18 protein-coding genes, 1 tRNA gene and 1 riboswitch are annotated in these 22052 nt (G+C 71.0%); of the genes, 11 read left to right on the top strand and 8 right to left on the bottom strand.

Annotated elements, in window-relative coordinates; all coding sequences use genetic code 11:
• Positions 1 to 4 precede the first annotated feature (4 nt).
• The 4 genes from ACLJQM_RS14875 to ACLJQM_RS14860 all read left to right on the top strand — a co-directional run bounded on the left by ACLJQM_RS14875 (position 5) and on the right by ACLJQM_RS14860 (position 8278).
• Complete coding sequence (locus tag ACLJQM_RS14875) at positions 5 to 1012, top strand: NlpC/P60 family protein (protein WP_410631819.1); 1008 nt, start codon at positions 5 to 7, stop codon at positions 1010 to 1012.
• 31 nt (positions 1013 to 1043) lie between these two features.
• Positions 1044 to 1173: riboswitch (cobalamin riboswitch) on the top strand.
• Between the two features lie 29 nt (positions 1174 to 1202).
• The gene (gene cobN / locus ACLJQM_RS14870; protein ID WP_410631703.1) at positions 1203 to 4766 is read left to right on the top strand and encodes a cobaltochelatase subunit CobN; all 3564 of its coding nucleotides are present in this window, start codon (positions 1203 to 1205) and stop codon (positions 4764 to 4766) included.
• Positions 4767 to 4803: 37 nt separating this feature from the next.
• A complete protein-coding gene (locus tag ACLJQM_RS14865; protein WP_410631702.1) occupies positions 4804 to 7005 on the top strand; it encodes a P-loop NTPase fold protein in 2202 nt (733 codons plus the stop codon).
• Between the two features lie 61 nt (positions 7006 to 7066).
• Positions 7067 to 8278, top strand: coding sequence for a chitinase (locus ACLJQM_RS14860; protein WP_410631701.1), 1212 nt, complete (start codon positions 7067 to 7069; stop codon positions 8276 to 8278).
• A gap of 10 nt (positions 8279 to 8288) precedes the next feature.
• On the opposite strand, the gene ACLJQM_RS14855 is transcribed toward ACLJQM_RS14860, so the two are convergent.
• The gene (locus tag ACLJQM_RS14855) at positions 8289 to 9380 is read right to left on the bottom strand and encodes a dihydrofolate reductase family protein (protein WP_410631700.1); all 1092 of its coding nucleotides are present in this window, start codon (positions 9378 to 9380) and stop codon (positions 8289 to 8291) included.
• Positions 9381 to 9466: 86 nt separating this feature from the next.
• On the opposite strand from ACLJQM_RS14855, the gene ACLJQM_RS14850 reads away from it, so the two are divergent.
• Complete coding sequence (locus ACLJQM_RS14850; RefSeq protein WP_410631699.1) at positions 9467 to 9715, top strand: hypothetical protein; 249 nt, start codon at positions 9467 to 9469, stop codon at positions 9713 to 9715.
• Here the strand turns inward: ACLJQM_RS14850 and ACLJQM_RS14845 are convergent.
• From ACLJQM_RS14845 to ACLJQM_RS14835, 3 genes are read right to left on the bottom strand one after another with little or no spacing between them, the layout of a single operon-like run.
• Positions 9684 to 10079, bottom strand: coding sequence for a hypothetical protein (locus tag ACLJQM_RS14845; RefSeq protein ID WP_410631698.1), 396 nt, complete (start codon positions 10077 to 10079; stop codon positions 9684 to 9686). The genes ACLJQM_RS14850 and ACLJQM_RS14845 overlap by 32 nt on opposite strands.
• 2 nt (positions 10080 to 10081) lie before the next feature.
• Positions 10082 to 11314 carry an aldehyde dehydrogenase family protein gene (locus ACLJQM_RS14840; RefSeq protein WP_410631697.1) on the bottom strand — a complete coding sequence of 411 codons (1233 nt, stop codon included), beginning with the start codon at positions 11312 to 11314 and terminating at the stop codon, positions 10082 to 10084.
• 55 nt (positions 11315 to 11369) lie between these two features.
• On the bottom strand, positions 11370 to 12152 hold the full coding sequence (locus tag ACLJQM_RS14835; RefSeq protein ID WP_410631696.1) for a M50 family metallopeptidase: 783 nt from the start codon (positions 12150 to 12152) through the stop codon (positions 11370 to 11372).
• Positions 12153 to 12273: 121 nt separating this feature from the next.
• Here ACLJQM_RS14835 and ACLJQM_RS14830 point away from each other — a divergent pair, with 121 nt between their 5' ends.
• Positions 12274 to 12780 carry a hypothetical protein gene (locus ACLJQM_RS14830; RefSeq protein ID WP_410631695.1) on the top strand — a complete coding sequence of 169 codons (507 nt, stop codon included), beginning with the start codon at positions 12274 to 12276 and terminating at the stop codon, positions 12778 to 12780.
• A 600-nt stretch (positions 12781 to 13380) separates the two neighbouring features.
• Here ACLJQM_RS14830 and ACLJQM_RS14825 read toward each other — a convergent pair.
• Positions 13381 to 14283, bottom strand: a complete 903-nt coding sequence (locus ACLJQM_RS14825) for a DNA-3-methyladenine glycosylase family protein (RefSeq protein ID WP_410631694.1) — start codon at positions 14281 to 14283, stop codon at positions 13381 to 13383.
• A 148-nt stretch (positions 14284 to 14431) separates the two neighbouring features.
• On the opposite strand from ACLJQM_RS14825, the gene ACLJQM_RS14820 reads away from it, so the two are divergent.
• From ACLJQM_RS14820 to ACLJQM_RS14810, 3 genes are all read left to right on the top strand, one after another.
• On the top strand, positions 14432 to 15190 hold the full coding sequence (locus ACLJQM_RS14820) for a class I SAM-dependent methyltransferase (RefSeq protein WP_410631693.1): 759 nt from the start codon (positions 14432 to 14434) through the stop codon (positions 15188 to 15190).
• Positions 15191 to 15229: 39 nt separating this feature from the next.
• Positions 15230 to 16552, top strand: coding sequence for a M20 family metallopeptidase (locus ACLJQM_RS14815; protein ID WP_410631692.1), 1323 nt, complete (start codon positions 15230 to 15232; stop codon positions 16550 to 16552).
• A gap of 91 nt (positions 16553 to 16643) precedes the next feature.
• Positions 16644 to 17681: a S1C family serine protease gene (locus ACLJQM_RS14810; RefSeq protein WP_410631691.1), complete on the top strand. Its 1038-nt coding sequence runs from the start codon at positions 16644 to 16646 to the stop codon at positions 17679 to 17681.
• A gap of 113 nt (positions 17682 to 17794) precedes the next feature.
• On the opposite strand, the gene ACLJQM_RS14805 is transcribed toward ACLJQM_RS14810, so the two are convergent.
• Together ACLJQM_RS14805 and ACLJQM_RS14800 are read right to left on the bottom strand one after the other, a co-directional pair.
• Positions 17795 to 18172 carry a DUF3224 domain-containing protein gene (locus tag ACLJQM_RS14805; protein WP_410631689.1) on the bottom strand — a complete coding sequence of 126 codons (378 nt, stop codon included), beginning with the start codon at positions 18170 to 18172 and terminating at the stop codon, positions 17795 to 17797.
• 67 nt (positions 18173 to 18239) lie between these two features.
• A complete protein-coding gene (locus tag ACLJQM_RS14800; RefSeq protein WP_410631688.1) occupies positions 18240 to 19775 on the bottom strand; it encodes a helicase HerA-like domain-containing protein in 1536 nt (511 codons plus the stop codon).
• A gap of 102 nt (positions 19776 to 19877) precedes the next feature.
• Here ACLJQM_RS14800 and orn point away from each other — a divergent pair, with 102 nt between their 5' ends.
• Positions 19878 to 20486, top strand: a complete 609-nt coding sequence (gene orn / locus ACLJQM_RS14795; protein ID WP_247019850.1) for an oligoribonuclease — start codon at positions 19878 to 19880, stop codon at positions 20484 to 20486.
• A 76-nt stretch (positions 20487 to 20562) separates the two neighbouring features.
• Positions 20563 to 20638: transfer RNA gene (locus ACLJQM_RS14790), tRNA-His, on the top strand.
• Positions 20639 to 20758: 120 nt separating this feature from the next.
• On the opposite strand, the gene ACLJQM_RS14785 is transcribed toward ACLJQM_RS14790, so the two are convergent.
• Positions 20759 to 22024, bottom strand: coding sequence for a glycosyltransferase 87 family protein (locus ACLJQM_RS14785; RefSeq protein ID WP_410631687.1), 1266 nt, complete (start codon positions 22022 to 22024; stop codon positions 20759 to 20761).
• Between the last annotated feature and the right edge of the window lie 28 nt (positions 22025 to 22052).

Genomic DNA, 22052 nt, shown 5'->3' with positions numbered 1-22052 from the left:
GACGATGCGCAAGGCGGTCCGGATCGGTGTCCTCGCCGCGGTCATCGGCCTGTCCGGCGCGGCCGCGCTGTACGTCGCCACGCAGGACCGGCAGGACATCACGGCCATCTCGGCGTCGCCCGCACCCTCGGGAGCGGCGGTCACCGGCGGCTACACCTACGACCGGCTGGCCGACCCGGCCCGGACGATCGTGCGCGACGGGGCGGGCGCCCAGCTGGCGTCGTTCACCGACGGCTCCCGCACGGTCATGCTGACCGGCCGGTCCCGGACGTTCACCGAGCCGAAGTTCACCACAGCCGGCATCACGTCGACGGCCTGGATCCGGCTCGCGCCGCAGCCGTGGCAGGCGGGCGCGGAGAAGGAGCCGTGGTTCACCGGCTGGTTCCCGAAGGCGGCCGCCGACACCGGCCCGGACGTGCTCGCGGTGGCGCTGCAGTACACCGACGGCGCGGCCGACCAGGTCGTGAAGAAGCTGCGCGTGGCCGGGGACGCCAGCTTCGGCCCGGACAGCGCCGAGGGGCGGCTCGAGAAGTCCGATTTCTACGACTACCTGGGCATCGGCTGGGACTTCCCGGACGGCGTCCACGAGGCCGCGGAGCCGCGGCGCGCCCGGTCCCTCGACTGCTCGGGGTTCGTGCGGATGGTCTACGGCTACCGGGCGGGCTACCCGCTGCTCGGCACGAACACGAAGGGCCCCGGCCTGCCGCGGCGGGCGTGGGCGCTGGCCGAGCTGGGGCCGGGCACCACGCTGATACCCGACGAGAAGAAGCAGGTGACGGACTTCAGCCGGCTCCAGCCGGGTGACCTGCTGTTCTTCAACCTCGAGCCGCAGCTCGGCCCACAGGTCTCGCACACGGGCATCTACCTGGGCATCGACGGCGACGGGCACCACCGCGTGCTGTCCAGCCGCAAGGTGGCGAACGGCCCGACCTTCGGCGACGCGGGCGGGGTCTCGCTGATCGACGGGTCCGGGACGTACGCGAAGGCGTTCCGCACGGCCAAGCGGCTCTGAGCCGCGCACGTCACCTTGACGCCGGGTCGGCCGCACCGGAGAGTGAGGCGGAACCCACGCGTCGGCAGGTGGAGGAACCCGGTGAGAGTCCGGGGCGGTCCCGCCACTGTGACCGGGAGAGATCCCGGAAGCCAGGAACTCCCGCCGGCGCGTCCGTCTACCCGGGGCGCGGACCCCGAGGAGGAACCTCGTGATCCTGCTGCTGTCCACTTCGGACACCGACCTGCTCAGCGCCCGTTCGGCCGACGGCGAATACCGGCTCGGCAACCCCGCCCGGCTCGACGTCGCCGAGCTGCCGGCGCTGCTCGACGGCGTGAAGATCGTCGTCGCGCGGATCCTCGGCACCCCGCGCAGCTGGCAGGAGGGCCTGGACACGCTGCGGGCGTCGGGCGCGCACGTCGTCGTGCTGGGCGGGGAGCAGACGCCGGACGCCGAGCTGATGAAGCTCTCGACCGTCCCGGCGGGCATCGCCGCCGAGGCCCACGCGTACCTCGCGCAGGGCGGCCCGGCGAACCTCACCCAGCTGCACCGGTTCCTCTCCGACACGCTCCTGCTCACCGGCGACGGCTTCGAGCCGCCCGCCCGGCAGCCGGGCTGGGGCGTTCTCGAGCGGCCTTCGCGCGCCGAGGGCCCGGTGATCGGGATCCTGTACTACCGCGCGCACCACCTGTCCGGGAACACGCAGTTCGTCCACACGCTCGCCGACGAGATCGAGGCCGCCGGCGGGCGCGCGTTGCCGATCTACTGCGCTTCGCTGCGGACGCGCGAGCCGGAGATGATGGCCGAGCTGGGGAAGGTGGACGCCCTGCTGGTCACGGTGCTGGCGGCGGGCGGAACGAAGCCGTCCGAGGTCGGGGCCGGCGGGGACGACGAGGCCTGGGACGTCGCCGAGATGGCCGCGCTCGACGTCCCGATCCTGCAGGCGCTGTGCCTGACCAGCGACCGCGAGACGTGGGCGGCGAGCGACGACGGGCTCTCCCCGCTCGACGCCGGCAACCAGATGGCCGTGCCGGAGTTCGACGGGCGGCTGATCACGGTGCCGTTCTCGTTCAAGGAACTCGACGAAGACGGCCTGCCCCGGTACGTCCCGGACGCCGAACGCGCGTCCCGCGTCGCCCGCATCGCGCTGGCGCACGCCCGGCTGCGGCACACGCCCCCGGCGGAGCGGCGCATCGCGCTGATGCTGTCCGCGTACCCGACGAAGCACTCCCGCGTCGGCAACGCGGTCGGGCTGGACACCCCGGCGTCGACGATCGAGCTGCTGCGGCGGATGCGCGAGCAGGGCTACGACCTGGGGCCGGACGCCTTCCCCGGCGTCGACCCGACCGGGACCGACCAGCCGGACGGCGACGCGCTGATCCACGCGCTGATCGCGGCCGGCGGGCAGGACCCGGAGTGGCTGACCGAGGAACAGCTGTCCGGCAACCCGATCCGCGTCCCCGCCGCGCGCTACCAGGAGTGGTTCGACGCGCTGCCCGCGGAGCTGCGTTCGGGGGTGGAAGAACACTGGGGCCCGGCGCCGGGTGAGCTGTACGTCGAAAACGGCGACATCGTGCTGGCGTCACTGCAGAGCGGCAACGTCATCATCATGATCCAGCCGCCGCGCGGGTTCGGCGAGAACCCCGTCGCGATCTACCACAACCCGGACCTCCCCCCGAGCCACCACTACCTGGCCGCGTACCGCTGGCTGGAGGAGGAGTTCGGCGCGCACGCCGTCGTCCACCTCGGCAAGCACGGGTCGCTGGAGTGGCTGCCGGGCAAGACGGCGGGGCTTTCGGCGTCGTGCGCGCCGGACGCCGTGCTCGGGAACCTGCCGCTGGTGTACCCGTTCCTGATCAACGACCCGGGCGAAGGCGCGCAGGCGAAGCGGCGGGCGCACGCGACGATCGTCGACCACCTGATCCCGCCGATGGCGCGCGCGGAGTCCTACGGCGACATGGCGCGGCTGGAGCAGCTGCTCGACGAGCACGCGAACATCGCGGCGATGGACCCGGCGAAGCTGCCCGCGATCCGCGCCCAGATCTGGACGCTCATCCAGGCCGCGAAGCTCGACCACGACCTCGGCGTCGAGGCACGCCCGCACGACGCGGAGTTCGACGACTTCCTGCTGCACATCGACGGCTGGCTGTGCGAGGTCAAGGACGCGCAGATCCGCGACGGGCTGCACGTCCTCGGCGCGGCACCGGTCGGGGAAGCGCGGGTCAACCTGGTGCTGTCGATGCTGCGCGCGTCCCAGATGTGGGGCGGCAAGCAGGGCGCGGTGCCGGGCCTGCGTTCGGCGCTGGGCTTGAAGGAAGACGCGCCGATGTCCGAAGTGGACGCGGTCGAGAAAACGGCGCGGGAACTCGTGCAGACGATGGAAATGCGTGGCTGGGACGCCACCGCCGTCGCGTCGGTGGCCCCGGACGCCCAGGTCGCGCGGGTGCTTTCGTTCGCGGCGGAGGAGATCGTCCCGCGGCTGGCGGGCACGACCGCGGAACTCGACTCGGTGCTGCACGCCCTCGACGGCGGTTACATCCCGGCCGGGCCCAGCGGGTCGCCGTTGCGCGGGCTGGTCAACGTGCTGCCGACCGGGCGGAACTTCTACACCGTCGACCCGAAGGCGATCCCGAGCCGGCTCGCCTGGGAAACCGGGCAGGCGCTGGCGGACTCGCTGCTGAAGCGCTACCGCGAGGACACCGGCGACTGGCCGCGTTCGGTCGGGCTTTCGGTGTGGGGTACGTCGGCCATGCGGACGTCCGGCGACGACGCCGCGGAAGTCCTGGCGCTGCTGGGTGTCCAGCCGGTGTGGGACGAGGCTTCGCGGCGGGTGACCGGGATCGAGGCGATCCCGCTGGCCGAGCTGGGCCGGCCCCGGATCGACGTCACGATCCGGATCAGCGGCTTCTTCCGCGACGCTTTCCCGCACGTGATCACGATGCTGGACGACGCGGTCCGGCTGGTGTCCGCTTTGGACGAACCGGCGGACCTGAACTTCGTGCGGGACCACGTTTCCGCGGACCTGGCCGCCCACGGCGATTCCCGGCGGGCCACCACGCGGATCTTCGGTTCGAAGCCGGGCGCGTACGGCGCGGGCCTGCTGCCGCTGATGGACTCCGGGAACTGGCGCGACGACAAGGACCTCGCCGAGGTGTACGCGGTGTGGGGCGGCTTCGCCTACGGCCGCGACCTCGACGGCCGCCCGGCGCGCGAGGACATGGAGAACTCGTACAAGCGGATCGTCGTGGCGGCGAAGAACACCGACACGCGCGAGCACGACATCGCCGACTCGGACGACTACTTCCAGTACCACGGCGGGATGATCGCGACGGTCCGCGCGCTGACCGGCTCGGCCCCGGCGTCCTACGTCGGCGACAGCACGTCCCCGGACGCGGTCCGCACGCGGACGCTGGGCGAGGAGACGGCCCGAGTGTTCCGCGCACGCGTGGTGAACCCGCGCTGGCTGGCGGCGATGCGCCGGCACGGCTACAAGGGCGCGTTCGAGCTGGCGGCCACGGTGGACTACCTGTTCGGCTTCGACGCGACGGCGGGCGTCGTCGGCGACTGGATGTACGAGAAGCTGACCGAGTCCTACGTGCTGGACGAGGTGAACCAGGAGTTCCTGCGCCAGGCGAACCCCTGGGCGCTGCGCGGCATCGTGGAGCGGCTGAACGAAGCGGCGGACCGCGGGCTGTGGGAAGAGCCGGATCCCGCGCTCCTGGAGAAGATGCGCGAGGTGTACCTGTCGCTGGAAGGTGATCTCGAAGCGGAGTGAGCCGTAACGCCGAACCGGTTCGAGCGACTACTCCGACATGCTCGAGGTCGAGTCCCCCGCCACGATCGAGGACATCGCGAACGAGGTGTTCGAGCGGCAGGAGTTCAAGCACTACCAGGCCCACCAGGCCGTCATCGTCGAGCGCCTCCTCGCCGAGCACGCCGGATCGATCGCCGTCGCGACTTCGATCGACCGGACCGCTTACGAGGAGGCGCGCCGGCGGGCCGACGAGGCCCTCAGCACGCGCACCCGGCGCTCGGTCGCCCGGCTGCTCCTGCTCGGGCTGCTGACGCTCCTGGCTGCCGGGTCCGTCGCGCTCATCACCCAGGTGCCGAAGCCGGAGCTGCTCAAGCTCCTTTCCCTCGACACCGAGCACAGCTGGATCGGCCGCAAGTTCGGCATCGTGGAAGCGGGTGGCTACCTCGTCCTCACCCTCTGCGTGGTCACCTGGTCGGGGTGGTTGCTGCGACGACGGACAGCCGTGGCCGCGCTCAAGCGACCGGCCGCGACAGCAGCCAGCACCTTCGCCCGTTCACTGGCCGCGGCCGTGCAGGAGGCTGTCGCCACGTCGATCAACGACGAGCTCGGTCCCCAGGGCATCATCGCGTTCCCCACCCACGCGCCGAGGCTCGTCGAACTGGACGTCACCCAGGTCCGCCGGTCGGCGACCGCGGCCTACGTGAAGGAGTTCATCCTCGAGCACGAGTCGTCGGCGATCGGCCTCGCCGGCACCCGCGGCTCGGGGAAGTCGACGGTCATGCGGGCGCTGCAGAGCGATCCGGCGATGGCCGGGCCGGTGGTCGTCGTGCCGTCGCCGGTGCGCTACGACGCCGGGGACTTCATCCGGCTGCTGCTGGCCGAGATCGCCGGAGCCATCATCAGCCGGCAGCCGGACCGGCTGACCGACCGGCTGTACCGGTTCGCGGACCGCCTGACCTTCCGACGACTGGTGGCCGTCGCCTTTTCCGTGTCCTTGGTCGCTCTTGTCCTCAGCCTGGACGTTTTCCGCGGCTTCGCGTTCGGCCTCAGCGCCTTCCTCGTGGTCCTCTTCGCGGGCCAGATCCTCAAGGTCGTCAAGCGGCTCGACACCGCCACGCGGAAACCCCACGTGAAACGAGCCGTGGAACTGCTCCGCGACCTGCGCTGGGAAACAGAACGGGCGACCACCGGCAAGATCGTGCTGAAGTTCCAGTCGTTCTGGGAGTCGAGCAGGGAAAACGGCGTCAAGCTGAAGAGCCGTTCCCTCGGCCGGGCCGAGCTCGTCGGCGCGCTGCGGGACCTGCTGCAGACCTTCGCGGCCTTCAGCGAGAGCGAGCGCATGATCGTCTGCATCGACGAGCTCGACAAGATCGGCGAGTCCGCCGACCTGGTCGAGATCGTCAACGAGCTGAAGGATCTCTTTCACATCCAGAAAGTCCACTTCGTGGTCACCGTGTCCACGGATGCCCTCGACTCCTTCGAACGCCGGGGGCTCGCCGGGCGGGACGCGTTCGACTCGGCGTTCGACACGGTGATTCACACCCGGCGGCTGACGCTGGACGAGTCGCTCGACGTCATCCGGGCGCGGGCCACCGGGTTCCCGCCGATCGTCGCGATGCTTTGCCACGCCTGGTCCGGCGGGCTGGCCAGGGATCTGTTGCGCAGCGCGAGAGCGGCCGTCGAGCTGCAGCGACGCACCCCGCTGACGCCGTTGAGCATCGACACGATCACCGCCGCACTGGTGTTCGACGATCTCACCGGCGCGATCAGCGCGTCGATGCGCAGCCTCGACCCCGGCGACGACCAGATCGACACGCTCTGGGCGTTGCAGCAGGCCCTCGACACCGCTCGCGATGGCGACCTCGACCGGGCACTCCGAGCCGTGGCGGCGTTCGACGGGCTCCAGGCCCCGGTGCTCAAAGCGCTTCACTCGAAGGCGAAAGTCGGGCTGTCCCTGCTCCGGCTGGCCCAGGTCGCCCGGTCGCTGCCGCACTACTGGGTGGACGACGGCTCGGCCCTGCAGGGGGTCCGCAAGGCCGCCGGCGAACACGCGAACGCCATCGCGGCGCTGAACGAGCCTGCCCCGGTGCACGAATCCGCGGTCCGGAAGGCCATCCGGGACTTCGATCCGCTCGTGCTCGCCGCGCAGGCTTCGCCGGACGGACGCGAGGAGAAACCGACGGCGGCTGGGCGGACCGGATCCGCTCCCGGAAAACCGACTATCCGACAGGTTTCACCCAGAACTCCGCCGTCGGCTTGACTTCGTCAATGGTCTAGTCCAATGATCTGTCCACCCTCGATCCCCACCGGGAGGACAGCTCATGCGCAAGAGCAGACTGGCCGCCGTCGGGCTCGCCGCCGCCACTTTCGCCACCACCGCCGTCAGCCTTGTGCTCGGCGCTCCGGCGGCCACCGCGGCGTTGAGCAACAACTGGTACGCCGCGGCGCCGTACCTGATGCCCCAGAGCAACAACCCGCCCGATCCCGTCACCGTGATGAACGCGACCGGGCTCAAGGCGTTCCAGCTCGCGTTCATCCTGGCGCCCAACGGCGGCGGCTGCAGTCCCACCTGGGACGGCACCGACCCGATTTCCAGCGACACCACCGTCGCCGCGGCGATCTCGAAGATCCGCGGGGCGGGCGGGGACATCTCCGTCTCCGTCGGCGGGTACGGCGGCACGAAGCTCGGCCAGACCTGCGGCACGGTCGCCGCGACCGCGGCCGCCTACCAGCAGGTCGTCACGAAGTACTCGCTCAAGGCCATCGACTTCGACCTCGAAGAGCCCGAGTACGAAAACACCGCGGCCATCGCGAACGAGCTCGGCGCGGCGAAGACGTTGCAGGCCAACAATCCCGGCCTCTTCGTGTCGGTGACCATGCCGGGCACCGCGGCCGGCACCGGCTGGTTCGGCACCCAGCTGCTCGACCAGGCGAAGTCGATCGGGTTCACGCCCAACAACTTCTCGATCATGCCGTTCGACGGCGGCTTCAACGGCGGCTCGTCGCAGGTGTCGGCGCTGGAGGCCCTGCACGGCCTGCTGATGTCGCACATGGGCTGGGACAGCGCGACCGCCTACTCGCACGAGGGTTTCTCGGGCATGAACGGCAAATCGGACGCGTCCGAGATGTTCTACACCGCGGACTTCCAGACGGTGTACGACTACGCGACCAGCCACGGCCTCGGCCGTTTCACGTTCTGGTCGGTCAACCGCGACCGCGCCTGCGTCGGCACGACCGACAACGGCGTCTGCAGCAACGTCCCGCAGAACGACTGGGACTTCACGAAGTTCAGCGTCCGGTTCGCGGGTGCGACGCCGCCGCAGACGACGCCGACCCCGCCGACCACCACGACCCCGACCACCCCGGGCGGCGGCTCGTGCACCGCGGCCGAGTGGGACCGGACGAAGGTCTACGTCAAGGACAACGTCGTTTCGCACAACAGCCACAAGTGGACCGCCAAGTGGTGGACGCAGGGCGAGGAGCCCGGCACCACCGGCGAATGGGGTGTCTGGCAGGACAACGGCGCCTGCTGATCGCCGCGCGTCAGAAGTCGAGGTGGGTGTTCTCGCGCTGGACCTCCGGGGTCAGCGCGGGCACCTCGACGACGTGCCGCCCGGCCTGCCGCAGCAGTTCGGTGCCCCGGGCGTCGACGAACACCGGCGGCTCGCGCCACGCGAACACGACGCGCGGGATCCCGGCGTCGAGGATCAGCTGCGTGCAGCTGCGCGGGTGCGAGCTCCGGTGGCTGCACGGCTCCAGTGAGCTGTACATGGTCGCCCCGGCCAGGCGCGGGTCGCCGGCGCACTTGGCGAGGGCGGCTTCTTCGGCGTGGTTCGCCGGGTCGCCCTCGCCGGAGTGCCCGGTGGCGACGACCTCGCCACCGGCGTCGGTGATCACCGCGCCGACGCGGAAGGTGTGGCTGGGCGGGCACTCGGCGGCGAGCGCGATCGCTTCCTTGAGCCGCCGGACGTCCGGTCCGCTCGGCTCGGCCGCGGCGCGGTACTCGAGGATCGCCATCCCCTGCAGCTCCCGCGCACCGGCCAGGGTGAGCGGCCGCGGGTAGAGCCCGGGCCCGACGAACCGCGGCGCACCCGGCTGCCCCACGAAGAACGGCGCGATCGCGAGCCGCAGCTCGTCGGCCAGGCCTCCGGTGAGGAAGCGGGTGTGGATGCCGCCGCCCCCTTCGACCAGCAGCTTCCCGATGCCGCGCTGCCCGAGGTCGTCGAGGACGCGACCGAAGTCGGGCGGGTTCCCGGCGTCCACGACGGTGGCGACGCGCTTCAGCTCGCCGGCCGCCCCCGGTGGTGCGTAGACGATCTTTTCGGTGTCCCCCACGGTGAAGAACTGCGCCTCCGGGTCCAGCCCGCGCGTGGTCACGGTGACTTTGACGGGCTGCTCGGGCTTCCCCTGCTCGACCCGCTGCCGCCGCAGTTCGGGCGACCGGACGAGCAGCCGCGGGTTGTCGGCCCGCACGGTTCCGGCGCCGACGAAGATCGCGTCCGCCTCGGCCCGCAACCGGTCCACGACGGCGAAATCGTCCTCAGTGGACAGCACGAGCCGCTCGGGCGAAGTGTCGTCGAGGTAGCCGTCGAGCGACTGCGCGGCGGACAGCAGAACGTGCGGCCGGGAGATCACCCGGACCAGTATGCCGTAACGCCTTCGGGGATCCGGGCGTCCTACGACGTATCCCCCGTCGAGCCCATCCCCCGGAGCTGCGAAGTATGACCACGCGAGGCTGGTACAAGGAACGGACGCTCACCACGGTCGACACGGTCGGCCGGGAGGTGTCGGTGACCACCGGGCTCACCCGCGACCCCGAAGGCCGCCTGGTCGCCGCGATCGCGATCAGTGACGGCCCGACCGCCATCTACCGCCACGCCGCCGACCAGGAACCTCGGACGGAACTCCTGACCAACGTGACCGAGACGGTCGACGAGCTCAGGAAGCTGGCTCACGTCCCGCCGCGTTAGGGTCCGCGGCCCGGAACCGGCGGCGCAGCTCCTGCCCCGCCGGTGAATCCGGGTCGAACCCTTCGAGCGTGGCCTGAGCGCCGCCCGCGAAGCCGAGCGCGTTGTGGCAGCGGAAGCAGAAGGCGATCTCGAAGAGGACGCCTTCCGCACCGTGCACCCTGAGCGCGTACACCGGGTGGTAGCACCGCATCATCCCGGCGTCCGGGAGCTCGGAGACGAGCCTGACGAGCGCCTCCGCGTCCGCACCCGTCACCGACTCGAGGACGGGACCGGGAACGCTGGTCCACTGTTCCCATTCACGGTCACCCGCCACGCGGATCAGGTCCGCGCGCCGGACGTCCGGCGGGTCGATCGGCAGAAGCACCGTCAGGCCGGCAGGACGGCGTACTGGCGGACGTAGAGGTCCGTGTACGTCACCGGGCCGCGGGGACCGGGCACCTTGTCCAGGTTGATGCCGGTTTCCGGGACCGCGAGCAGCTTGAACCCGTCGAGGAGCCGGGTCGGCGCGTTCCAGAAGACGCCCGTGCCGGTGTAGCCGTCGAAGAACGCGTCGGCGGCCGACTCGTCCTCGGTGGCGATGCCCGCCGCGAGGCCCGAGGTCTGCTCGTTGGCGATCCCGACGGCGTCGGCGAGCGCGCCGACCTTGGCCACCGTGACGGTCGCCTCCCGGTCGGAGTCCAGCGCCCACTCGTAGCCGATGGCGTGCTCGTGCGGGGCCAGCGACGGCGTGACGCCCCGCTCGGCCAGCGCGTCCGAGATCGCCGGCCAGACCTCGTCGTGGATGTCCTCGTGGATCAGCAGCAGGTTCAGCCGGTTGCACACCCCGAGCCGGTCGAGGCTGTTGTAGACCAGGTCACGCGCCTTGGTGACGTCCGCGCCGCGGTCGACGTACAGCACGCCGCCGCCGTCCGCGTGGGCGAGCGTGCCCACGCCGTGGATCGCCGCCTCGGTGGCCAGGGCGCGGGTGCTGTCGCCGCTGCCGCGCAGGATCACCAGCGGCACCAGGTTCGGCAGCCGGACCAGCGCGGACGCCGCCTCCCGCTCCACCCGCGGCACCAGCTGCACGCAGTCGGCGTCGATCCCCGCCTCGGTCAGCGCGGGCGCGATGACGACCTCGCGCAGCCGCTGCGCCGAGCCGAGCGCGGCCGAGCCGGTGCGCAGCACGCCGCCGTTGCGCGACTTCACCAGCTGCGACGCCACGTCGACGGTCACGTTCGGCCGCGCCTCGTAGTTCGCGCCGATGACGCCGACCGGCCGCCGCCGTTCGACCAGCCGCAGCCCGCCGTCCAGCGTGGACACCTCGACCGAGCGCTCCTGGTGCGGCGCGCCGGCGAGCAGCCGCAGCTGCTCGGCCATGCCGGTGAGGCGCTCGGGGGTGATGGTGAGCCGGTCGAGCAGACCGGCGCTCATCCCCTCGGCCTTCGCGCGTTCGACGTCGGCCCGGTTCGCCTCGAGGATCTCCTCGCGGTGCGCGAGCAGCCGCTCGGCCATCCCGGTCAGCGCGGCGTCGACGGCGTCGGCGGAAGCGGCGGCGAGCGACGGCGCGGCCAGCTTCGCCGCCCGTGCGCACTCCTCCACGGCCTTGGCGACCTCGTCCATCGTTCGTCTCCCTCCGCGCGGACCAGCGAGAGACCAGTTTGCCGCATGGGCTCGCTCAGGTGGCCAGGGGCTCCAGGAGCCAAAGCCCGCCGGCGATCAGGCAGCTGACCGTCGCCACGGCGAAGACCAGCACCCACAGCACCGGCGGCACCGCGGTGAGCCGGCCCAGCTGGTCGGCGTCGGAGTCCCGCGCCTGGCCGCGACGGCGTTTCGTCTGCAGCTCGATCACCGGCCGCACGCCGCCGAACAGCAGGAACCAGGTCACCAGGTAGCTGAACGGCGCCTGCACCTCGACCGGCGCGACGAACGCGACCAGCGCGAGCACCGCGGCACTGGCGACGACGGTGAACACCCCGTAGGCGTTGCGCACCATCACCAGGACCCCGAGCAGCAGCAGCGCGATCAGCACGAGGACCGTGCCGACCAGGTCGTTGCCCAGCAGGCTGGCGAACAGCAGCCCCAGCACCGACGGCGCCAGGTACCCGGCCATCGCGGTGAACGCCATGCCCGGCCCCTCGGGCTTACCGCGCGAGACGGTGACGCCCGAGGTGTCCGAGTGCAGCTTGATGCCCTGCAGCCGCCGCCCGACCAGCACCGCGGCCAGGGCGTGCCCGGCCTCGTGCACGATCGTCACGACGTTGCGCGCCCGCCGCCACGGCGAGCCGCCGACGAAGACGACCAGCAACGCCACACCGCCGGCCACCAGGGTGATCACCGCGGGCGTCTGGGCCTGCTCGAGCAGCGAGCCGGCCGACGAGGTGTCGGCGGCGGCCGTCCGGAGGGCTGACAGGGCGTCACCGGCCGGGCTGCCGAGCGCGAGAGGAACGGGCGAACTCACCCGGATACCTCACCACAGGCGACATCTGGCTACGGTGAGTCCCCGCCGATGGCGGTTTCGCGGGCTCCGGTAGTGGGTTCGTGGTGGTCTCCTTTCCGTCGATGATGGGTGGCGTCGAGCGATGGACCGGTTCGAGACGAAGAGCTTCGCCCTGATGCCCGGTCAGCGGGTCGAGGCCAAGGTCGTCAGCCACCACCCGTGGGGCGTGCTCGTCGAGATCGCGGGGCACGAGGACGACGGCCTGTCGGCCTCGATCGACATGATCGAGCTGTTCGCTTCGCGCACGGGCAGCCACGAGGAACTGCTCGCCCTCTTCCCGCCCGTCGGTTCGCGGGTCGAGGCGGTGGTCCAGCGGATCAGCCGGTGGCACCCGCCGGTGTCGGTGCGCCTCAGCATCCGCGCCGCCGACCTCGAGGCGTTGACCTGGCCGTGCGACTTCTGCGGCGAACGGACCACGCTGAGCCCCGGCGGTGACGCGCTCGTCCTCGACTCACGCAGCAACAACGGCCCGGGCAGTCACACCCTCGTCGTCCACCGGCAGTGCCTGGCCACGCGGATACACCCGCAGAACTCCGGCGAGCGAGCACGGGCGCTCAAGATCGGTGAGGCTCAGGCTCCCTTCGTGTGAGAGTGGGTTCGGACCTGTGGACAAACTACGGGCCGCGGCAGCCGTGGCGCGGGACAGCACGCCGTGGGAACCGCTCGGCCGGAAACGGCCCCGCGGTGCGCGGGCAGGCGCGCTGGCACCGGCTCGTGCCGGCACCGCTGCGCTCGGGAACGGGCGCGGGCGCCACCGCCGGAACCGCACACCGCCCGGGCTTGGGGACGAACCGCGGGCCGCGGCAGCCGCGGCGCGGGAACAGCACGCCAGGGGAACCGCTCGGCCGGAAACGCCCGCAGCGCGCGGGCTGGTGCGCCAGCCGCCACCGGCACACCGGCACTGGCTGCGCTCGGGAACGGGCGCGGGCGCCGCCGCCGGAACCGCACGCCGCCCTGGGCCCGTCCGAGAATCGCCCGGGCTTGGGAACGAATCGCGAGCCGCGGCAGCCACAACGCGGGAACAACACGCCGCGGGAACCGCTCGGCCGGAAACGCCCCGCGGTGCGCGGGCAGGCGCGCCAGCCGCCACCGGCAACGACTGCGGCAAGGCGCGGTGAGCCACCGCCGGAACCGCACACCGCCCCGGGCCCGCACGAGAACCGCCCGGGCCTGTTCCCGGCGGATCACGTCATCGGGACTCCCTCAACCGGGCCTCGCCCTCGACGCGGAACAGGAACGACACCCAGCTCCGGAACGGGGCCCACGCTTCCGCGATGTCGGCCAGCTCCGGCACGCCCGCCTCCGGCAGGTGGTAGGCGGCGCGCATGATCTCGTGGAGGCGGCCCTCGTCGTGGGGGAAGATGTCCGGGTGGCCCGCGCCGCGGATCAGGATCAGCTCCGCGCTGAAGCGGCCGATTCCGGGGAGCAGCCGCAGCTGGTCCAGGGCTTCGTCCGGGGGCATCGCGCGCAACGTCGCCGCGTCCAGCGCTCCGGCGGCCGCCGCCTCGGCGATGCCGCGCAGGCGCTGCATTTTCTGGCCCGACAGGCCCGGCATGAACTCCAGCTTCGCCAGAACCGCCGGGGGCGGGAACGACGCCAGCCGGCAGCCGCCGACGTCGACCTCCGTGCCGTGGCGTTCCTCCAGGCGGCGGCGCAGCCGGACCGCCTGGGTCATCCAGACGCGGTGGCTGAGCACCGCCCAGCACGCCGCCTCGTACGGCGAGGCGAACAACACCGGGCGCAGGCCCGGGTGCAACTCTCGCAGCAGGGACACCACGGGGTCGCGGGCGCCGGCTTCCGCGAACGCCGTGCCGTCGACGTCCAGCGAGCACATCCGCCGCACCTGGGCCAGGACCGCCGCCGCGTGCTCGGGCGGGCCGTGGACCTCCACCGCCACCTCGCCGGGCGATCTCTGGCGCAGCACCGCTCCCACCGGCGCCCACACCCCCTCGAGCGGGAATGCCACACGCAGCGCACCCGCCTCCGCCGCCGGCTGCCCGGCCGGGGCGAACCCGGTCAAGAAACGGGCCGCCGCGGCGAGGTCGAACTCGCCCTGCACCGTGATCTCGCTGTCCAGCATCGAAGTCGTCATCTGTCCTCCTCGGATCGGGAACCTCGCCTGCGACGCTAGGAAGGACCACCGACAATTCCGGGCTCGAACGCCTGAGCCCGTGCATTGTTCACTCGATCGAGTGCCCGAGATTTGACATACTCCCGGTATTCGAACGACAGGAGGGGCCATGCCGACCAGCCGAACCACCGCCCTCGAGCGGCTGAACGCCCTGCTCGAGACGCCGGCGCAGACCACCGGCGGCTACCTCGACCTGCTGGGCACCGCGGACCAGGCCGGTCCCCCGACCGGCCTCACCCAGCGGCTGATGCGCACGACCCTGCTCCCGCAGGTCTACGAGCGGTACTGGCGCCCCACCCTCAGCCGCGCGCTCAAAGGCCCGTTCGGGCCGAGCATGGCCGGCGAGGTCCGCCTCGCCACGAAGCTCCTCGCCCTCGAACCCGGGCAGACGGCGCTCGACGTCGCCTGCGGCACCGGCCGCTTCACGCGCGCGTTCGGCGCGGCCGTCGCCCCGGGCGGGCTCGCGATCGGGCTCGACGGCGCCCGCACGATGCTCACCAAAGCCGTCGCCGAGGACAACCCCGGCACCGTGGCCTACTTGCGCGCCGACGCGGTGCGGGTCCCACTGAAGGAGTCCACTGTGGACGGCGTCTGCTGCTTCGCCGCCCTCCACATGTTCGCCGAACCGGAAGCCGCACTGGACTCCTTCGCGCGCGTGCTGAGGCCCGGCGGCCGGATCGTCCTGCTGACCAGCGCCCGCCGCGGCTGGCAGCCCGCGCGGCTGATCGACTCGGCCGGCGGGATCGTGAGCGGGCAGAAGATGTTCGACCGCGGCGAAATCGCGGCGAGCCTGCGCGCCCGCGGCTTCTCCGGGATCACCGAACGGTACGCGGGCGTCACGCAGATCGTGGCGGGCCGGCTGGGCTGAGCGCCGCGGATTGTCGGACCCGGCGGTTAGCATCGCCCCATGACCCACGCCGAACCCGTCCCGCCCGACGACAGCTACCTGCGTTCCCTGGTCGAGGCGACCGCCGACGCCGTCGCGGCCGCCGAACCGCTGTCCTCGCCGCACACCGGCGCGGACGAGGCGACGCGGGCCGAAGTGACGGCCGCGGTCGAGCGCGGTTCACCCGATCTGGTGGCGTTGAGCCAAGATCTGCACGCGCACCCGGAGGAGGGGTTCGCCGAGCGCCGTTCGGTGCAGGCGCTGGCCGACCTCCTGAAGCGCCACGGCCACGACGCCACCATCGGCGTCGGCGGGCTCGAAACCGCACTGCGCGTCAGCACGCCCGAGCGGGACGGCCCGCACATCGCCGTCCTCGCCGAGTACGACGCGCTGCCCGGGCTCGGCCACGCCTGCGGCCACAACGTCATCTGCACGACCGCCGCGGGCGGGTTCCTCGGCGCCGCCACCGTCGCCGAGCGGCTCGGCGGCCGGGTCAGCCTGATCGGCACGCCCGCCGAGGAAGGCGGGGGCGGCAAGGAAATCCTGGCCCGCGCGGGCGTGTTCGACGACGTCGACGCGGTGATCATGCTGCACCCGTTCAGCCACGACATCGCGCTGCACCCGTTCCTCGGCCGCCGTCAGCTGGAGATGGTCTTCCACGGCGTCGGCGCGCACGCGTCCGCGCAACCCTTCATGGGCCGCAACGCGCTCGACGCCGCGGTCGCCGCCTACCAGGGCGTTTCCGCGCTGCGGCAGCAACTCCCGCAGAGCGACCGCGTCCACGGCGTCTTCACCGACGGCGGCGCCCGGCCGAACGTCATCCCGGCGCGGGCCGCGCTGCTGTTCTACCTGCGCTCCCAGAACCCCGAGACCCTGCGCGACCTCGCCGCGCGCATGAAGTCGATCGCGGAGGGCGCGGCGGCGATGACCGGCTGCGGTGTCGAGCTCACCTGGGACGCGCAGGCCGCCTACCTCCCGATCCGGTTCAACACCGCGCTCGCCGGCCGCTGGACGGCCAACCAGCTGGGCACCGGCCGCAAGCCGCTGCCACCGGGCATCGTGCCGGAGTCGCTCACGGGATCCACCGACCTCGGCAACCTGTCGTTCCGCATGCCCGCGCTGCACCCGATGCTCGCGGTCTCGGGCCCGACGGTCGCCTTGCACACCAAGGAGTTCGCGGCCGCGGCCGGTTCGGAGACGGGCGACGCGGGCGTCCGCGACGGCGCTCTGGGCCTGGCCCTGACCGCGGCGGACTACCTGGGCGACGCCGAACTGCGGAAGGCGGTGCACGACGAGTTCGAAGCGGCGGGAGGAGCACTGGACGTGCCGTCGTTCTTCGACTGAGAACCGCCTGAGTTTTCTCAGCTGATTCTTCTCAGCAAAGCCTGAGGTATTTCCACAGGCTGTTCACAAGCACGGGCGCGAACCTAGGGCCATGACCGAGAACGAGAGTCGGCCCGGCCCCGCCTCACCCGGTGGGCACCAGCCGCACCAGAGCACCCCGCAGTACGGGCCGTACACGCAGCAGCAGTACGGCTACCAGCACCAGGCCGCGCCGAACCCTCTGTTCACCCCGCAGCCGCCGCTCCAGCAGCCGGGCCAGGCGCCCACGGCGCTGAAGACCAAGCCGCGCAGGGGAGGCCGCGTGGCGCTGATCGTCAGCGCGACCGCCCTCGGCGCCGCGCTGGTCGGCGGCGTCGGCGGGGCCGCGATCGTCGGGCTCACCACGAACTCGGCGGACGGCACCACGACGTCGGTGAGCGCGCCGGCCGCGAGCGGGCAGCCGGTCTCGAACTCGACGACCGGCGACGTCAGCGGTGTCGCGGCGAAGGTGACGCCGAGCGTCGTCCAGATCAACGTGACCACCGACCAGGGCGAGGCCATCGGTTCCGGCGTCATCCTCACCGCGGACGGCCGGATCCTGACGAACGCGCACGTCGTCGACGGCGCCCGGAACGTCGTGATCACGACGTCCGACGGCAAGAAGTACCAGGCCAGCGTGGTCGGCGCGGACACCAAGGCGGACATCGCGGTGGTCCAGGCCCAGAACGCGAGCGGGTTGACGGCCGCGACCTTGGGCGACTCGAGCAAGCTGGTCGTCGGCCAGTCGGTGGTCGCGATCGGCTCGCCGGGCGGGCTGCAGAACACCGTCACCACCGGCATCGTCAGCGCACTGAACCGGAACCTGTCGGACATCGGCGAGGGCCAGCAGCAACAGCAATCGCCCTTCAGCCGCACCTCCAACCAGGCCGAGAGCTCGCCCAGCTACACCGCGATCCAGACCGACGCCTCGATCAACCAGGGCAACTCCGGCGGCGCGCTGGTCGACGCCCAGGGCAACGTCATCGGCATCAACTCGGCGCTCTACAGCCCGTCGGCCTCGGCCAACGGCTCGGCGGGCAGCGTCGGGATCGGCTTCGCCATCCCGATCAACGACGCCAAGAAGATCGTCGACCAGATCGTGAACAACTAGGACGCGGACGGGCCGTGGTCGGGGCGGTCCGTCCACCCGCTTCGGGGAGCGGGGAACCGCGAAGGCCGTTTCGAGAGTCAATCGGGGGCTCTCGAAACGGCCTTCGTGCTGGCTCAGAGTGCGTAGCTGAGGACCAGCGTGTGGTTCTGCTCGGCGTCCAGCTCGATGTTCGCCGTGCCGGAGATCCCGGCCAGCTCGCCGAAGCCCGAGCCGGCGAGGATCTTGAGCGTCAGGCCGGTGTCGTCGGCGGTGTGGTGGAGGACGAAACCGCCCTTGCGGCCGTCGACCGAGACGGCAAGCCGCTCGAAGGCGACGTACGCGCGCGAGGTGGCGCTGGACGCCGTCAACATCTCGACGGTGCTGGTCCCTTCGATCGCACCGGTGAACGTCTTGGCGATCGCCACCCGGGCGAACTCGGTGCCGCCGGCCTCGTCGGTCGCCTGTGGCTCCCATTTGTCAAGGACGAACGACGCGGTGGCGGTGCTGGTCATGGCTTTCCCCTGTCTCGATGGTGGCGCCAGCTTCGCAGCGATACCTGACAGGTCGCGTCAGGTTTTCTCACCGCCGCCGGTTGCCGAACAGCCCGCGCGTGATCTCCCGGCCCAGCGCGCTCGCCGCGGACCGCATGAACGACTTCACGGCCGGGTTCTTCATCGCCGACTCGATGAAGCCCGGATCGTCCTTCTCGGGCACCGGAGCGGCCGGGGGCGGCGGAGCGTCCGGCGCCGCCTCGGGCGCGGGCGCGGCGACCTTCGCGGCCAGCTTCTCGTAGGCCGACTCCCGGTCGATCGTCTCGCCGTACTTCGCGTGCAGGTCGGACGACGCGACGGCCGCGGCGACGGCGTCCGCGCCGATCGAGCCCATCTTCGACCGCGGCGGCCGCAGCCGCGTCCACGCCACCGGCGTCGGCGCACCCCGCTCGGACAGCACCGTGACGATCGCTTCGCCGATGCCCAGCGACGTCAACGCCGTGTCGAGCTCGTAGAACTTCGTCTTCGGGTAGGTCTTGACCGTCTTGGCCAGCGCCGCCTGGTCGTCCGGCGTGAACGCCCGCAGCGCGTGCTGGATCCGCGCGCCCAGCTGCGAAAGCACGTTGTTCGGGATGTCCGTGGGCAGCTGCGTGCAGAAGAACACGCCGACGCCCTTCGACCGGATCAGCTTCACGGTCTGCTCGATGCGCTCGAGGAACGCCTTCGACGCGTCGTTGAAGAGCAGGTGCGCCTCGTCGAAGAAGAAGACCAGCTTCGGCTTGTCGAGGTCGCCTTCCTCCGGCAGCTCCTCGAAGAGCTCGGCCAGCAGCCACATCAGGAACGTCGAGAACAACGCCGGCTTCGACTGCAGGTTGTCCAGCTCCAGCAGCGTGACGACACCCTTGCCGTCGTTCTGCCGCATCAGGTCGTGGACGTCGAGCTCCGGCTCACCGAAGAAGTCCTCCCCGCCCTGGGCCTCCAGGTTGGACAGCGCGCGCAGGATCACCCCGGCCGTCGCCGCCGACACCCCACCGATGCCCTTGAGGTCCGCCTTGCCCTCGTCGCTGGTCAGGTGCGTGATCACCGACCGGAGGTCCTTCGTGTCCAGCAACGCCAGCCCGCGCTGGTCCGCCCAGTGGAAGATCAGCCCGAGCGTCGACTCCTGCGTCTCGTTCAGGCCCAGCACCTTCGACAGCAGCACCGGCCCGAAACTCGTGATCGTCGCCCGGATCGGCGAGCCCTTCCCGCCGGTGCCCAGCGAGAGGAACTGCACCGGGAACGCCGTCCCCGCCCAGTCGTCCCCCAGCTCCTGCGCACGCTTCGCGACCTTGTCGTTCGGCTCCCCGGCCGCGGCCAGCCCCGACAAGTCACCCTTCACGTCCGCGAGCACCACCGGCACCCCCGCCGCCGACAACTGCTCCGAGATCAGCTGCAACGTCTTCGTCTTGCCCGTCCCGGTCGCCCCCGCGACCAGCCCGTGCCGGTTCAGCATCGCCAACGGCAGGCGCACCGCGGCCGCGGTGTCCGCCGCACCGTCGATCACCACCGCACCCAGCTCCAGCGCGGCGCCCTCACTCGCATAACCAGCGGCGATCTCGCTCGCCGGCGACCCCTGCTCCGTCACTCTCAGCTCCCCGATCGTGTGTCCTGCACCACACCGCGAGCGTAACGCGCCGTACGCGCAGGTAACGCCACTCCCATCCCCGTGTCGGGTTAGGGTCACCAGGTGACCGACCGCCTAGTCTGGATCGACTGCGAAATGACGGGGCTCGACCTCGGCAAGGAAGCGTTGATCGAAATCGCCGCCCTCGTCACCGACGCGGAGCTCAACGTGCTCGGCGACGGAGTCGACATCGTCATCCACGCCGACGAGGAAAAACTCGCCGGGATGCCCGACGTCGTCCGCGAGATGCACGCCCACTCCGGCCTCACCGAAGAGGTCCGCGCCTCCAGCGTCACCCTCGAAGAAGCCGAACGCCGCGTCCTCGACTACATCCGCGAGCACGTCCCCGAACCGGGCACCGCACCCCTCGCCGGCAACTCCATCGCCACCGACCGCGGCTTCATCGCCCGCGACATGCCCGACCTCGACGCCCACCTGCACTACCGCATGGTCGACGTCTCCTCGGTCAAGGAGCTCGTCCGCCGCTGGTACCCGCGCATCTACTACGCCAAGCCGGAGAAGGGCCTCGCCCACCGCGCCCTCGCCGACATCAAGGAATCCATCGGCGAACTCGACTACTACCGGCGCGTCGCCTTCGTCCCCCAGCCCGGCCCCACCAGCGACGAAGCCAAAGCCGCAGCCGCTGAAGTGCAAGAACAGCACCAAAGGTAACCCCCTGCGAACCCCGCGAGGGCACCCGCTACGATTACAGCCAACGAGGTGATCGCAAGCGGTTCCCTCGCTGATGGTGGGCGTAGCTCAGCTGGTAGAGCACCTGGTTGTGGTCCAGGAGGTCGCGGGTTCGAAACCCGTCGCTCACCCCATTGGCCCCAGGCTGGTCGGTTGCTTCGCAACCTTTCCTCAGCCTGGGGTTTCGCCTTTTTGTGGGGGTCGAACCCCCCCGCCCCCGCCGGGGGCTTGCCCCCGGACCCCCGTCGTCGTGGTCACCTTTTGTGGGTTGGTGGGCTTAGCCAGGTGGGGCGTACTCCTGCTAGAAGCAGGAGGGCTAGGCCTAGGACTACGTAGAGGGCGTGGGCTGCTGCTTGGGCTGGTGGTGCGTAGTTCTCCGGGAGGACTACCAGGCCTACCAGGGGGATGTCTTTGCGGCCTGTTCCTACCTGCCAGGAAAAGAGGAGTAGGTAGGTTGCGGTGAGGGCTGCGGCTGGGTACCAGGTGCGGGCGTTGTGGGCGGCGGTTGCCGCCATGGCGAAGAAGGGGATGAACCAGACCCAGTAGTGGGTCCAGGTCCAGGGGGTTACCAGGACCATCAGGGCGCCGATCACGCTTACGGCCAGGAGTTCCTGGTTGTTGCGGTGGGCTCGGAGGGCTATCCAGAAGGCTGCTGCGGCCACCGCTGCTGCGATGGGGATCCAGATCGGGCCTGAGACGTCCGGGATGTCGAGGATTCGGGCCAGTGCGCCTCGGATCGACTGGTTTTCCGGGGCCGTTGCGTCGCTGTCGCCTGTGATGCGGGATGGGTCTGCGATGTTCGCAGCCCAGAACGCCGCTGAGTCCCTTGGGAGGGCTATGAAACCGGCCAGGACTGTTGCGGCGAACGTTGCCATCGAGACCGCTGCGGCTTTGAAGCGGCGCGTGAGCAGCAAGTAGACGACGAAGATCGCCGGTGTGAGCTTTATTGCTGCTGCCAGGCCCACTCCTGCTCCTGTCCACCAGCGGTTTCGGCCCGTCAGGTCGGCTAGGACGAGGAGTAGCAGGATCAGGTTCACCTGGCCTGCCGTGAAGTTCATCAGGACTGGTTGCAGGGGGAGGGCCAGTGCCGTGAGGGCTGCTGTTGCGGCGATGCGGCCGTTGTCCCGGGCGTAGCCGAGGCTTCCTAAGCAGATCCAGGTGACTGCCAGCAGGGAGAACAGGTTGACCAGGAGGGCGAACAGCGGCAGCAGGAGTTTGGGGATCAGTGTCAGGGGGACGAAGAGGCCTGCCGCGAACGGGGTGTACTTGAACGTGCCGCCGATTGTCGGCAGGTGGGAGACGCCCTGCTCGTAGAGGGGTGTTCCCGCCCGGACCGCTTTGCCGGTGGCCACGTAGGAGCGGAAGTCTTCGAGGTAGACGCCGGCCGTTGTCCAGACTCCGGCCCAGACCGTGTAGCCCGCGAAGACCACGAGGAGTAGCGCTCCGGCCAGGATCGTCCACCAGGTGGGGGCGGGTAGTTTTCGCTCGACCGGTGAAACGGGTAACACGACCTTTGCCATCGGATCCCCCTCTGATGCGCGTCGGCAG

The sequence above is a fragment of the Amycolatopsis sp. cmx-4-83 genome (assembly GCF_046548815.1).
In the GTDB taxonomy this organism is placed as follows: Bacteria; Actinomycetota; Actinomycetes; order Mycobacteriales; family Pseudonocardiaceae; genus Amycolatopsis; species Amycolatopsis pretoriensis_A.
Note: the sequence above shows the minus strand (reverse complement) of the source record. Positions and strands in the feature narration are given on the sequence as shown.

Excerpts from the sequence above, each read along its gene's own strand:
- ACLJQM_RS14875 (WP_410631819.1), top strand. The coding sequence starts at position 5 with ATGCGCAAGGCGGTCCGGATCGGTGTCCTCGCCGCGGTCATCGGCCTG.
- ACLJQM_RS14865 (WP_410631702.1), top strand. The coding sequence starts at position 4,804 with ATGCTCGAGGTCGAGTCCCCCGCCACGATCGAGGACATCGCGAACGAG.
- ACLJQM_RS14860 (WP_410631701.1), top strand. The coding sequence starts at position 7,067 with ATGCGCAAGAGCAGACTGGCCGCCGTCGGGCTCGCCGCCGCCACTTTC.
- ACLJQM_RS14850 (WP_410631699.1), top strand. The coding sequence starts at position 9,467 with ATGACCACGCGAGGCTGGTACAAGGAACGGACGCTCACCACGGTCGAC.
- ACLJQM_RS14840 (WP_410631697.1), bottom strand. The coding sequence starts at position 11,314 with ATGGACGAGGTCGCCAAGGCCGTGGAGGAGTGCGCACGGGCGGCGAAG.
- ACLJQM_RS14830 (WP_410631695.1), top strand. The coding sequence starts at position 12,274 with ATGGACCGGTTCGAGACGAAGAGCTTCGCCCTGATGCCCGGTCAGCGG.
- ACLJQM_RS14825 (WP_410631694.1), bottom strand. The coding sequence starts at position 14,283 with ATGACGACTTCGATGCTGGACAGCGAGATCACGGTGCAGGGCGAGTTC.
- ACLJQM_RS14820 (WP_410631693.1), top strand. The coding sequence starts at position 14,432 with ATGCCGACCAGCCGAACCACCGCCCTCGAGCGGCTGAACGCCCTGCTC.
- ACLJQM_RS14815 (WP_410631692.1), top strand. The coding sequence starts at position 15,230 with ATGACCCACGCCGAACCCGTCCCGCCCGACGACAGCTACCTGCGTTCC.
- ACLJQM_RS14810 (WP_410631691.1), top strand. The coding sequence starts at position 16,644 with ATGACCGAGAACGAGAGTCGGCCCGGCCCCGCCTCACCCGGTGGGCAC.
- ACLJQM_RS14805 (WP_410631689.1), bottom strand. The coding sequence starts at position 18,172 with ATGACCAGCACCGCCACCGCGTCGTTCGTCCTTGACAAATGGGAGCCA.
- ACLJQM_RS14785 (WP_410631687.1), bottom strand. The coding sequence starts at position 22,024 with ATGGCAAAGGTCGTGTTACCCGTTTCACCGGTCGAGCGAAAACTACCC.